The following is a 12,493-nucleotide window of genomic DNA, read 5'->3' as shown; positions in this document are numbered from 1 at the left end:
GCGGGACGTCCAAGACCGACTGGGTGGGCGGCGATACCGCACGGATATCGGTGCTGGTGAGCGGCGGATACGATGACGCGGTGGAGACCCGGGAGCTGCGCTATTTCGTCGCGGTCGCCGAGGAGTTGCACTTCGGGCGGGCGGCGCAGCGGCTCGGCATGGCGCAACCGCCGCTGTCGCGGGCGATCCGGCAGCTCGAGCGACGGCTCGGCGCGGATCTGCTGCACCGCACCGCGCGCGCGGTCGCTTTGACCGAGGCCGGGTCGGTGCTGCTGCGGGAGGCCCGGGCCGCGCTCGACGCGGTCGAGGCCGCCGAGCGCCGCACCCGCCGCGCGGCCGCCGCGTCGCCCGGCGTGGTGCTGGCCACGAAGGCCGGAGCGGCCCGCGGACTGCTGGCGAAGCTGCTGGACGCCTACGCCGCCGAACCCGGCGCGGTCGCCGTCGAGGTGGTGCTGTGCGGGCCCGGCGAGCAGGAAGGGATGCTGCGCGACGGGCGGGCCGATGTCGCGCTGCTCCAGCGGCCCTTCGACACGACGGCCGGGCTCGACACCGAGGATCTGCGCACCGAACGGCAGGTGCTGGTCCTGCCCGCGGGGCATCCGCTGGCCGACCGGTCTCATGTGTCGACGGCCGAGGTCACCGCCCTGACGGACCTGCCGCTGCCGCGTTGGCCCCGGCGGGGCGGAGGCTATCCGGACGGACCGGGACCGCAGGTGCGTGACCACACCCAGCTGTTCCAGCTGATCGCGCTCGGGCGGGCCTGCGCGGTCGTGCCCGAGTCCCTTCGGGCGCAGCTGGGCGACGATCACGCGACGGTGCCGGTGCGGGACGCACCGGCGGTCACGACCGTCATCGCCTGGCCGCCGCACAGCCGGTCCAAGGCCGTCGCCGACCTCGTCCGCACCGCGACCCGCCTCCGGCCGCCCGCGGGAGCGGACGGCCGGACGACGGGCCTGGGGACGGGATGACGGGCCCGGGGCCGGGTCGGCGGGCCCGGGGATGACGGGCCCGGGGATGACGGGCCCGGGTCAGAACATCGAGGTCACGTACAGGCAGTTCGTGTAGCTGTAGCCCGACTCGATCTTGGCCGTGCTGACCTTCTTCTGGCCCGTCGACGTGCCCGTGCCGGACCGCTTCTGCAGCATCTGGTACGAGCCCGGCGGCAGGGTCAGGGTGCGCTTCGGGTACTTCGAGGACGGGCCCGAGCAGGCCTTGACCTTGCCGCCCACCGGGAGGATGCCCGGGTAGGTCTTGCAGGTGCCGCAGGCGGGGATCGTGACGCGTCCCGTGACGGGGCCGGTGTAGAGGAGTTCGACCTCGCCCGGGCCGTCGTTGCTGACGACCATGACCATGCCGGAGCCGTCCGGGGTGGCGGCCGTCGGGACCTTGGTGCCGGCGTCCGGGGACTCGTCGGCGATCTCGGCGGCGATGGCGATGTTGCGGGCCTGGCCGGTCTGCGGGCTGGACGGATACGCCTTGACGTAGTCGTCCATCGCCGTGCGGGCCTCGGCGAACTCCTTCTTCTTGAAGTGGTCGATCCCGCACGCGAAGTCGCCGCGCTGGATCGACCGCTTGGCGTCGGCGCCGAGCGAGGCGAAGGCCGCGCTGGGCAGCAGTCCGACGGTGGTGTCGAAGCGGCGCAGTTCGGCGGCGGTGTCGCAGGGCGAGATCCCCATGGCCTTGTCGCGGGTGCGCAGGCCCTCGCGCAGGGTCGGCTCGACCTTCTGCGCGTACGGCGACTGCGGGAAGGTGGTGAGCAGGGCGTTGAGGTGGTCGCCGGCCGAGGTCTCCTGGCCGGAGGAGCCGATCGTGCGGGTCCCGCACTCGAACCAGGACTCGGCGAGCGGCTCGTCGGCCTTGCCGGCGAGGCTGCCGAGCAGTGTGCGGTCGACGGTCTCGGGCAGGGCGCGCAGGTGCTGGAGCGGGGCGACGGCGCCGCAGTAGTCCTTCTTGTCGTACGGGGCGGCGACGGTCTTGTAGTAGGTGGCGAGGCGGTCGGGGACCTGCTGGGCGGCGCGCGAGCCGGCGTGCCGCGTGCCGAGGTCCTGGTAGGTGGCGAGGGCCTGGCGGTAGCTCGTCTCGACGCTGGTGAAGGTCTGGCCCTCGTTCTGCTTCACCACCGCGTCGGCGGCGGCGAGCCGGTCCAGGAGCGACCGCTCGACGGCCTCGTCGCGTGCCGCGCCGTAGGCGAAGGTGCCGCCGCCGGGAACGACGAGGAGCAGCGCGAGCGCGGCGGGCAGCACGAGGCCGCGGCGGGGGCCGGGCAGCGCGAGGCTCTCCGGCCGGGCGCGCAGCCCGCGCCGGGCGCCGTCGGCGGCGACGGCCAGCTGGAAGATCCCGTACGCGACGAGCGCGGCGGCCGGGACGCCGTCGGGATCGGCGGGCAGCGCGACGAAGAGCAGCGCGGCGGTGGCGGCCCAGCACAGCGCGGCGGACTTCCACCGCTTGAGCAGGGCGTACCCGAGGCCGAGCCCGGAGAGATTGAGCAGCCCGACACCGACGCCTTGCACCGGGTCGGCGGGCCCGGGCGGCGGCGGTGGCGGTGCCGGTACGGCGTCGTACACGGGCGGATGCACGGGCGGTGGCGGCGGCCCGGCGGGCGGCCCGGCCGGCGGCGCGGCGGGCGTCTCGGCCGGCGGCCCGGGCGCCGCTTCAGCCGGCTGCCCCACCGGCGCTCCGGCCGTCGGTCCGGCCTGCTGCCCCGTCGGCGGCTCGGACGGCGGAAGCGGTGGCTCGGTGGGCGCCGACGTCGGCGCCGGGCGCCGGGCTGGGTCCCCCGCACCCCCGTCCTCCGGGCGTGGGCGTTCCCAAGGTGCTGGAGTCTTCTCGGTGTTGCCGTGGTCGTGTGCGTCCCCCGACACCGGTCCCCCTCTGCGGTCGTCGCGACGATTCCTGCCCCTTACCCTTCACGGTCTCCTCACACACGCGGTTCCGGTCCGCGCGTTCCCGGGCCGGAGCGCCTACAGTCGCGGGGTGCCCCACCACCACCGGATGCTCCTCGCCCTCGCGCTGCCGCTGGCCCTGACCGCCTGCGGCGGTGCCGTCGAATCGACCGCGCCGCCGACCCGTGCCCCGGGCACCTCGGCCGACGCGAAAGCCGACGTCACGGCCGCACCGGCGCCCACCGCGGACGGCACCGCGGCGGCGTCGCCGCTGGCGGGCAGGACGATCGTCGTCGACCCCGGGCACAACCCGGGCAACTTCCTCCATTCGGCGGAAATCAACAAGAAGGTGAACATCGGGACGAACCGCAAGGAGTGCGACACCACCGGCACCTCCACGAACGCGGGCTACACCGAGGCGGCCTTCACCCTCGATGTTTCACACCGTCTTCGCGATCTCCTCAAGAAGCAGGGCGCCACCGTCGTCCTCGTCCACGACGCCGAGCGGCCCTACGGGCCCTGCATCGACGAGCGCGCCCGGATCGGCAACGCCGCGAAGGCCGACGCCGTCGTCTCCGTCCACGCGGACGGCTCGGCGGCCGGCAACCGCGGCTTCCACGTGATCCTGCCCGCCCGGGTGAGCGGCGGTGCCGCGGACACCGCGAAGATCGTGGCCCCGTCCCGTAAGCTCGGCGAGCACATCGTCACGCGGTTCGCCCGTACGACCGGAACACAGCCCGCCAACTACATCGGATCCGGCACCGGATTGGACGTCCGCGACGATCTCGGGGGACTCAATCTCTCAACCGTGCCGAAGGTGTTCCTCGAATGCGGCAATATGCGTGACCCGAAGGACGCCGCGCTCCTGACCGACGCCGCGTGGCGCCAGCGGGCGGCGCAGGGGATCGCGGACGGCATCCGGGCCTACCTCCAGGGGTAGAACCGGCGGGCGATAGATTCCCTCCGTACGATGGGGCGCCCCCCGTGCTTCGCGCCACCCTGACGAGACGACCCGACGAAGGACTTCTTACGTGAATATCCGCTCCCTCACCCGAGGCGATGGCGTGCTGATCGGCGCAGCGGTGGTGCTGTTCATCGCCTCGTTCCTCGGCATCTCCGGCTGTGACGCGCCGGACAACTACTGCGACCAGGTCGGCACGACCTTCTCCTGGGAGGTGTCGCCGCTCGGCTGGGGCGCCTTCTTCCTGGGCATCGCCGGCGCCGCCCTGGTGGTCGTCTCGCGCGCCCTGCCGCAGCCGCGGAAGGTCGCCGGTCTGGAGCTCGGCCAGGTGGGCGCGGCGTTCGCCGTGGCCTCCGCCTGGACCATGCTGATGTGGGTGTTCGAGTCGAACAACGCGGGCGCCGGCCTGATCCTCGGCGTCATCGCCGCGCTCGTGCTCGCCGCCGGCGCGATCGCCGGTCCGCTCGTGCCGGCCCTGCAGGCCCCGCTCCTCGGTGCGCCGAAGCCGCAGACCCCGCAGCCGTACGGCGCGCAGCCGGGCCAGCCCGGCGGTTACGGCTACCCCGGCGCCCAGCAGCCGCAGCCGTACGGCGCCCAGCCGGCCGACCCGTCCTACGGCGGCCAGCCCTACGGCGCGCAGCCGCAGGCCGTCCAGCCGCAGACCCAGGCCGCCGCGGCGCCCGCGCCGGGCCCGGGCCCGCAGGACGCCCAGCCCGCCCAGGGCCAGGGTCAGGCCCCGGCGTCGGACTTCGCGCCGTTCTGGTTCGCGGTCCCGGTCGCCCGTCCGCTGTACGGCGAGGACGGCTCCGCCGCCCCGATCGCCGAACTCGCCCCGGGCACCTGGTACCTGGCGGTCGAGCAGCGCGGCCAGGCGCTGGTCGCCCAGACGCAGGACGGCCGCCGCGGCGTCCTGCAGGACACCACCGGCATCCAGCGCGGCTGACCCTCCTCCCGAGGGCTTTGCCGCGACCCCGCTCCACGGCCCCTCGTCCGGATCCCTTCCGGGCGAGGGGCCGTTGCCGTACAGTCCGAGCCGAGCTGAACTGACGCTTCGTCAGAAAGGTTGCGCGGCATGCGACTCGGACTCGCCCTCGGCTACTGGGGCCGTGGCCCCTCACCCGCCCACCTCGAGCTCGCCCGCGAGGCCGAGCGGCTCGGCTACGACTCCGTGTGGACCGCCGAGGCCTGGGGCTCCGACGCCTTCACCGCGCTCACCTGGATCGCCGCCCACACCTCCCGCGTACGGCTCGGCACCGCCGTCGCGCAGATGGCGGCGCGCACGCCCACCGCCACCGCCATGCACGCGCTCACGCTCGACCACCTTTCCGGCGGCCGCGTGATGCTGGGACTCGGGCTCTCCGGGCCACAGGTCGTCGAGGGCTGGTACGGGCGGCCGTTCCCGCGCTCGCCGCTCACCGCGACCCGCGAGTACGTGGAGGTGGTCCGGCAGGTGCTGCGGCGCGAAGGGCCCGTCGCGCTCGACGGGCGCTACCACCCGCACCCGTACACCGGCGCCGACGGCACCGGGCTCGGCAAGCCGCTCAGGTCCATCACCCACCCGCTGCGGGCCGGTCTGCCGGTCCTCCTCGGCGCCGAGGGCCCGAAGAACATCGCCCAGACCCTGCGCATCGCCGACGGCTGGCTGCCGCTGTACTGGTCGCCCACCCGCTGGGCCGAGGTCTACGCCCTGCCCGACCAGCTCCCCGACGGCTTCCTCGTCGCGCCGATGGTCCGCGCCCAGGTCTGCGCCGACGTCACCGAGGGCCTGCTGCCCGTCAAGGCGATGCTCGGCTTCTACATCGGCGGCATGGGGCACGCGGCCCGCAACTTCCACGCCGACCTCATGGCGCGCATGGGCTACGAGGCCGAGGCCCGGCACATACAGGAGCTGTTCGCGGCCGGGCGGCGCGAGGAGGCCGTGCTGGCCGTGCCGGACGCCTTCGCCGACGAGATCTCTCTGGTCGGCCCGCGCGAACGGATCGCCGAACGGCTCGACGCCTGGCGCAAGGGCCCGGTCACCGACCTCCTCGTCACGGCCCCGGACCCGGTCACGCTGCGCACGCTCGCGGAGCTGAACGCCTGACGCCCGACGTCCGGCTTCCGGCGCCCGGCGCCCGGCGCCCGGCGCCCGGCTTCCGGCGTCCGACGCCCGACGCCCGACGTCCGTCCGTCAGCCGCCGTTCAGCTCCGACGCGCTCGGCACCTTGTCGACGACCGGCGCGCCCGCGCTCCTGCCCGCGTCCTTCACGTTGTTGATGACGCTCTCGAAGCTGCCCACGTCCGCCTCCGACACCTCGCCCTTGCGCAGCTTCGTCCCGAGGCCCTTGAGCGACTCGATCCCGGCAGTCAGCGGCGCCACCGCCTTCGACAGCAGCGGATCGCCCTTGGCGTTGTTCACGGCCGCCTTGAGCCGGTTGTAGGTGAAGGCGCCCGCGAGGCCCGCCTTGACGAGCGCGAAGGTCCGCCCGTCCGCGCCCTTCTTGAACGTGCCGGCCCGGTACGGCTTGACGATCCACTGGTACGTCGCGCCCGCCGCCAGGCCCGCGTTGGCGACGAACCGGGTCTTGGCCAGCCGCTGCCGCTCGAAGCCGGCCGACGTCGTCGGCGACGCCTGCGCGCTCGCGCTCATGGACTGCGAGCTGTCGCCGCCGCAGGCGGCGGTCGAGGCGAGGAGCGCGGCGGACAGGAAGACGGCGGCGACGGCGCGGCGGGCGCGGACGAGGCTGGGCACGGCGGAACCTCCCTGGGGCCCCGGGGACCGGGCCGGGGACTGTGGCGCCAGCCTCGCCCGGCGCCCGGCGGTCCGCCAGCGGAGTGAGCCCGTACGGGTCGCGAGGGCGGGCCGAGAGGCGGATCGGCACCTCCGGCGTCCCCGATTCCCGGCGCTCCGCGCGTCTTCGCAGGTCAGAGGCCTGGGACGTCCCACGGCGTCCCTGGGACACCGGCGGCTCTTCTCCGGGCCCGTCCGGCGTCCGACAGTGGATCACCGGCCCGGGACGGTTCCGGGCGCGGGAGGTTCGAGAGTTCGATGGTCAGACACCGTGTGTGCACGGGGGGCAGTCGGTGCGAGTGGTTCATCGGGAGGCCGGACGCGCGGCTGCGGCCGGGCGTGGGCGCGTATCGCGGGTTCCGCACGAGGGCGGGCGTGCCGCGGGAGCGGCTCGTGGTGCCGAGCGGGCGGGTGTCGCTGCTCATCGGCTTCGGCGGCGAGCTACGGGTGCGGGGCGGGGGCGGCGCACCGGCGCGGCACACGTCGGTGGTGTCCGGGCTGCACACCCGGGCGCGGGTCCTCGGGCACGGCGGTGACTTCCACGGCGTGGAGCTGGCGCTCGCGCCCTGGGCGGCGTACCGGCTCTTCGGCGGCGCCTCGCTGGCGGAGCTCGCGGACGTCCTGACCGATCCCGGCGACGTCCTGGGCGGCCGCGTCCACGCCCTGGGCGAGGCCCTGGCGGCGGCCCCGGGCTGGCCCGAGCGGTTCGCGCTGCTCGACGAGACGCTGCTGCGCTGGACGGCGGGCGCGGCGGCCGGGCTGGAGGTGTCGCCGGTGGTGCTGGAGGCCTGGCGGCTGCTGGAGCGGGCCCACGGGCAGCTGCGGATCCGGGAGCTCGCGGAGCGGACGGGCTGGAGCCGGCGGCACCTGGAGCACCGCTTCCGGGAGCAGATCGGACTGTCGCCCAAGCGGCTCGCGCGGGTGCTGCGGCTGCGCCGCGCCGTCGGGGAACTGACGGCGGGACGCGGGACGGCGGAGACGGCCGCCGTGTGCGGCTTCTTCGACCAGCCGCACCTGAGCCGGGAGTTCAACGCCCTCACGGGCATGCCGCCGGGCCGTTTCCTGGCGGCGGCCGGCACGGCCGACGCCGCCTGGATCACGGGCTGAGCGCGCGTGGCGCATTCGTCCAAGACGCGGCGGCGCGGCGGGCGCGAGGCTTGCGCACGCGAGGCCCGTCCGCGCCCGGGGAAGCGGTGCGGGGCGGGGCCCGGCGCTACAGGGGTGCGCCGGGCCCCGCCCCGCTCCGCCGGAAGGCCCGCCGCCCCCGGATGGTCCGTCACCGCCGCTACCGCTACCGAGGCTCCGGCTACGGCTACGGCTCCGGTTCCGGCTACGGCTGCTGAGCCCTGTCCTCGCTCGGGATGAAGCGGCCGGTGCAGCTGCGCGGGCCGTCCTTCGCCCCGGTCTTCGGCAGGGCCGCGCAGACCCAGACCGAGCCGTCGTCGGGAGCCGCGATCAGCGGCGTGTAGACGTCGCGGTCGAAGTGGACCACGTCGGCCTGGGCGGCGCCGTCGGAGTTGTTGACGACGACGGTCGCGCCGACCTGGGCGAAGGAGATCCGGCCCCAGGCGGCCTGGCAGGCACGGCTGTAGCGGAGCTCGATGACGAGGTCCTTGGGGATGGAGCCGGTGCGGACGGTGACCGCGTCGGCGCCGCAGTTCATCTTCTTGGGATCGCGGCCCTCGCAGTGGGTGAGGGTGCAGCCGGTCGCCGGGCCCGCGACCTTCACGGCGGGCTTCGGCTTCGGCGCGGCCGGCGGCTCGTCGGAGCCGGTGAGGGCGACGACGGCGTACGAGACGGCGCCGGCGACCAGGAGGGCGGCGAGGACGATCCAGGCCCACAGGGCCCGGCGGCGGCCGCCCGTGGGGCCCGTGGGCCCGTCCTGAGGCGCCTCCGGGCCGGCTTCCGACCCGGCCGGCCGGGCGTCGGTCTGCTGCCCGTCCGGACCGTCCGGACCGTCCGGACCCTCGTGGCCGTCCTGGCCGCTCGGACCCTCCTGGCCGTCCTGGCCGCTCGGCTCCGGTGCCGTGCGCCGGGCGTCCTCCTCGTCCCAGAGGGCGAGGAGGGGCGCCGGGTCGGCCGCGCAGAGTTTCGCGAGGCTCTCGACGGCGTCCCGCGGCGGGAACTGCTTTCCGTTGACCCACCGCTCCCACGACGACTTGGCGTAGTGGGTCTGTTCACTGAGCCGGGCGAAGCTCGCGCCCGACGACTTCTTCAGGGCGAGAAGTTCGCCCGCCAGGTCTCTGACCGACCCCGCACGGTCCATCGTGACCGCTACTCCCTGTCATGCATGTTCATGCCAGCCATGAACGTGCACATCCTAAAGCGGGCAGAGCAGCCGGTTTTACGTGCACCAGGCACCGATCAGCGGCACTCCCGGCGCGCCTCGAACGCACCTCGGACGCACCTCGGACCCACCTCGGACGCACCTCGGACGCACGCTGGGTGAGCCCCCAACCGCACGGTCAGCCGCAGCAGTCGGGCTCCAGGCCGCGCGGCAGCCGCTCGCCGCCGAAGACCGCGACCGTGGCCTCGTCGCCGCCGAGCGCCGCCACCGCGAGCAGCAGCGAGCCGGCGGTCCAGGTGGTCTGCTCCTCGGGCCAGACGGCCTGGTTGCCCTCGAAGACGTAACCCGTCCAGTAGTTGCCGTTCTCGGCGCGCAGGTGCCGGATCGACTTGAGGATCTCCAGGGCCCGGTCCGACTCGCCCATCGCCCACAGCGTGAGGGCGAGTTCGCAGCTCTCGCCGCCGGTGACCCAAGGGTTGGGCAGCACACAGCGCACCCCGAGGCCCGGCACGACGAAGTCGTCCCAGTGGGCGTCGATCCGGGCGGTGGCCTCGGCTCCGGTGACCGCGCCGCCGAGGACCGGGTAGTACCAGTCCATCGAGTAGCGGGACTTGTCGAGGAAACGCTCGGGGTGGCGGCGTATCGCATGGCCGAGCGCGCCCGCCGCCAGCTCCCAGTCGGGCTGCGGCTCCTCGCGCTCCTCGGCGAGGGCGAGCGCGCAGCGCAGCGCCTGGTGGATGGAGGAGCTGCCGGTCAGCAGGGCGTCCTCCACGGCCGTGCCGTCGGCCTCGCGCTTCCAGCCGATCTGGCCGCCGGGCCGCTGCAGGCCGAGGACGAACTCGACGGCCGCGTAGACGACGGGCCACATGCGGTCGAGGAAGGCGTCGTCACCGGTGGAGAGGTAGTGGTGCCAGACGCCGACGGCGACGTAGGCGACGAAGTTGGACTCGCGGCCGTGGTCGGTGACGTCCTCGGGATCGCCGTCGTGGTAGGCCGCGTACCAGGAGCCGTCGGTGTTCTGGTGCCGCGCCAGCCACGCGTACGCGCGGGCGGCGGCCTCGTGCTCGCCGGCGGTGTCGAGGGCCATGGCGGCCTCGATGTGGTCCCACGGGTCGAGGTGGTGCCCGCGGAACCACGGTATGGCGCCGTCCTCCCGCTGGACGGCGAGGATGCCGGCGACGGTCTCGGCGGCCTGCTCGGCGGTCAGGACGCCGGGCAGGACGAGGTGTTCCGCCATCCGCTCGGAGCTCGTCACCGGGCGTCGGCCTTCGCGTCGACGTCCGACTCGGGCTTCGCGTCGGCCGTAGTCCCGGCCTTCGTGTCGACGTTCGCGTCGGCCTTCGGCAGGTGCGGCTTGGTCGCGTACGCCACGAAGCTCTTGCCGACGACCGGGTTGAGCAGCTGCTCGGCGACCCGGGTCAGGGCGGGCTTCTTCATGATGTCCCAGACCAGGAGCTTGTGGTACGCGCGGACCGGCAGCGCCTTGTCGTTGTCGACGCCGAACGCGCACTTGAGCCACCAGTACGGCGCGTGCAGCGCGTGGGCGTGGTGGGTGCCGTACGGCTTGAGGCCGGCCTGGCGCATCTTGGCGAGCAGTTCGTCCGCCTTGTAGATGCGGATGTGGCCGCCCTCGACCTCGTGGTACTCGTCGGACAGCGCCCAGCAGATCTTCTCCGGGCCGTAGCGCGGGACGGTGACGGCGATCCGGCCGCCGGGCTTGAGGACCCGGACCATCTCGGCGAGCACGCCCTTGTCGTCGGGGATGTGCTCCATGACCTCGGAGATGATGACGACGTCGAAGGACTCGTCGGGGAAGGGCAGGTTGAGCGCGTCGCCCTCCATGGCGGTGGCGCTGGCGCCGGCCGGCGCCTCACCGGCCTCCTTCATGGCCGCGAACCACTTGGCGACCTCGCGGATCTCCTCGCCGTTCTGGTCCAGGGCGACGACCTGCGCGCCGCGCCGGTAGCACTCGAAGGCGTGCCGACCTCCGCCGCAGCCCAGGTCGAGCACGCGGTCGCCGGGGGCGAGCGGGAAGCGGGTGAAGTCGACGGTCAGCACGAGGTCTGCCTTTCGGGGTTGACGGAGGGTTGCGGGCTGTCGTTCCGCAGGGCAGAGCAGGCGGCCATGGGCACGGACACGGGGACGGGCACGGCCACGGACACGGACACGGGCACGGGCACGAACCGGCCGCCGGGCCGCGCCCGGCGCACGGAGCTGAGCGTCACCGGCGGACTCCGGCGCCCTGCGCGGCGATCGCCTCGCGGTAGAGCTCGGCGGTGCCCTGGGCGGCGCGCGCCCAGGTGAAGCGGTCCAGGACCCGGGCGCGGCCCGCGGCGCCGAGGCGGGCGCGCAGTCCGGCGTCGCCCAGGACGCGGCCGAGGGCCACGGCGAGGGCGCCCGCGTCGCCCGGCGGCACGGCCAGGCAGGTCTCGCCGTCGGCGCCGGCGACCTCGGGGATGGCGCCTCCGGTGGTGGCGACCAGCGGGGTGCCGGTGGCCATGCCCTCGGCGGCGGGCAGCGAGAAGCCCTCGTAGAGGGAGGGCACGCAGGCGACCTGGGCGGAGCGGTAGAGGTCGACGAGCTCGGCGTCGGTGACGCCCTTGACGAAGCGCACGGCGGCCTCGAGCCCGTACCGCTCGATGGCCTGGGCGACCGGCCCGTCCTCGGCGCGCTTGCCGACGACGACGAGGTGGGCGTCGGGGTTCTCGGTGCGGAGCTTGGCGAGCGCCTCGATCAGATGGATCAGGCCCTTGAGCGGCACGTCGGCGCTGGAGGTGGTGACGATCCGGCCGGGGACCTCGGCGACGGACGGGTCCGGGGACCACAGGTCGGTGTCGGCGCCGATGTGGACGACGCGGATGCGGTCCGGGCGGACGCCGAGGTGGTCGACGATCTCCTGCCGGGAGGTGCCGGAGACGGTGAGGACGTCGGTCAGCCGGCGTGCCACCCGCTTCTGCATGCGGGTGAAGGCGTACCAGCGGCGGACGGAGGCGCGGCGCTTCCAGTCGGCGGCGGCGTCGAGTTCGAGCTGCCGGTCGACGGTGATGGGGTGGTGGATCGTGGTGACCAGGGGCGCGCCGAGGGCGCGCGGGCCGCCGAGGAGGCCGTATCCGAGGGTCTGGTTGTCGTGGACGACGTCGAAGTCGCCGCGGCGGGCGGCGAGCATGCGCCGGGCCCGCAGGGAGAAGGTGAGCGGCTCGGGGAAGCCGCCGGTCCACATGGTGGCGACCTCGAGGGCGTCGATCCAGTCCCGGTACTCCTCGCGCGCGGGCGTGCGGAAGGGATCGGGCTGGCGGTAGAGGTCGAGGCTGGCGATCTCGGTGAGCGGCACGCCTTCGTCGAGGGTCGGGTACGGCTGGGAGCCGATGACCTCGACGCTGTGCCCGAGGCGGGCGAGCTCGCGGGAGAGGTGGCGGACATAGACGCCCTGACCACCGCAGAACGGGTTCCCCTTGTACGTGAGGAGAGCGATCCGCAACGGACGGTCACCGCCCGGGCCGGCACCCTGTCGGGGGCTTGCCTCTATGGCCTCCGCGGTCAACTGGGACCCCCTTCGAGCGTGCTTTTCGCGGGAGCGTAACCGCCCGCGCTAA

At 74.4% G+C, this 12,493-nt stretch carries 11 protein-coding genes; 5 read left to right on the top strand and 6 right to left on the bottom strand.

Annotated features, from left to right (window positions below; genetic code table 11):
- The first annotated feature begins 80 nt into the window (after window positions 1-80).
- On the top strand, window positions 81-968 hold the full coding sequence (locus ACIGO8_RS23325) for a LysR family transcriptional regulator (RefSeq protein ID WP_399733832.1): 888 nt from the start codon (window positions 81-83) through the stop codon (window positions 966-968).
- Window positions 969-1,028: 60 nt separating this feature from the next.
- Here ACIGO8_RS23325 and ACIGO8_RS23320 read toward each other — a convergent pair whose 3' ends face one another.
- Window positions 1,029-2,669, bottom strand: coding sequence for a hypothetical protein (locus ACIGO8_RS23320; protein WP_399733829.1), 1,641 nt, complete (start codon window positions 2,667-2,669; stop codon window positions 1,029-1,031).
- A gap of 322 nt (window positions 2,670-2,991) precedes the next feature.
- On the opposite strand from ACIGO8_RS23320, the gene ACIGO8_RS23315 reads away from it, so the two are divergent.
- From ACIGO8_RS23315 to ACIGO8_RS23305, 3 genes are all read left to right on the top strand, one after another.
- On the top strand, window positions 2,992-3,822 hold the full coding sequence (locus tag ACIGO8_RS23315; RefSeq protein WP_399734269.1) for an N-acetylmuramoyl-L-alanine amidase: 831 nt from the start codon (window positions 2,992-2,994) through the stop codon (window positions 3,820-3,822).
- 91 nt (window positions 3,823-3,913) lie between these two features.
- Window positions 3,914-4,786, top strand: a complete 873-nt coding sequence (locus tag ACIGO8_RS23310; protein ID WP_399733827.1) for a DUF5336 domain-containing protein — start codon at window positions 3,914-3,916, stop codon at window positions 4,784-4,786.
- A 129-nt stretch (window positions 4,787-4,915) separates the two neighbouring features.
- The gene (locus ACIGO8_RS23305; protein WP_399733824.1) at window positions 4,916-5,926 is read left to right on the top strand and encodes an LLM class F420-dependent oxidoreductase; all 1,011 of its coding nucleotides are present in this window, start codon (window positions 4,916-4,918) and stop codon (window positions 5,924-5,926) included.
- 87 nt (window positions 5,927-6,013) lie between these two features.
- On the opposite strand, the gene ACIGO8_RS23300 is transcribed toward ACIGO8_RS23305, so the two are convergent.
- Window positions 6,014-6,574 (bottom strand): hypothetical protein, encoded by a 561-nt coding sequence (locus ACIGO8_RS23300; RefSeq protein WP_399733821.1) that lies wholly within the window; start codon window positions 6,572-6,574, stop codon window positions 6,014-6,016.
- 414 nt (window positions 6,575-6,988) lie between these two features.
- Between ACIGO8_RS23300 and ACIGO8_RS23295 the strand changes: the two genes are divergently transcribed.
- The gene (locus tag ACIGO8_RS23295) at window positions 6,989-7,720 is read left to right on the top strand and encodes a helix-turn-helix domain-containing protein (protein WP_399733818.1); all 732 of its coding nucleotides are present in this window, start codon (window positions 6,989-6,991) and stop codon (window positions 7,718-7,720) included.
- Between the two features lie 223 nt (window positions 7,721-7,943).
- Here ACIGO8_RS23295 and ACIGO8_RS23290 read toward each other — a convergent pair whose 3' ends face one another.
- The 4 genes from ACIGO8_RS23290 to ACIGO8_RS23275 form a co-directional block, all read right to left on the bottom strand.
- Window positions 7,944-8,879, bottom strand: a complete 936-nt coding sequence (locus tag ACIGO8_RS23290; protein WP_399733815.1) for a DUF2690 domain-containing protein — start codon at window positions 8,877-8,879, stop codon at window positions 7,944-7,946.
- A gap of 199 nt (window positions 8,880-9,078) precedes the next feature.
- Window positions 9,079-10,137 (bottom strand): prenyltransferase, encoded by a 1,059-nt coding sequence (locus tag ACIGO8_RS23285; protein WP_399734267.1) that lies wholly within the window; start codon window positions 10,135-10,137, stop codon window positions 9,079-9,081.
- 14 nt (window positions 10,138-10,151) lie between these two features.
- Window positions 10,152-10,958: a class I SAM-dependent methyltransferase gene (locus tag ACIGO8_RS23280; protein WP_399733812.1), complete on the bottom strand. Its 807-nt coding sequence runs from the start codon at window positions 10,956-10,958 to the stop codon at window positions 10,152-10,154.
- A gap of 163 nt (window positions 10,959-11,121) precedes the next feature.
- Window positions 11,122-12,441, bottom strand: coding sequence for a glycosyltransferase family 4 protein (locus ACIGO8_RS23275; RefSeq protein ID WP_399733809.1), 1,320 nt, complete (start codon window positions 12,439-12,441; stop codon window positions 11,122-11,124).
- Window positions 12,442-12,493 lie beyond the last annotated feature (52 nt).

The organism is Streptomyces sp. NPDC053493 (assembly GCF_044544825.1).
Taxonomy (GTDB): domain Bacteria; phylum Actinomycetota; class Actinomycetes; order Streptomycetales; family Streptomycetaceae; genus Streptomyces.
The sequence above is the reverse complement of the archived record's forward strand: the minus strand, read 5'-3'. Positions and strand labels throughout refer to the sequence as shown.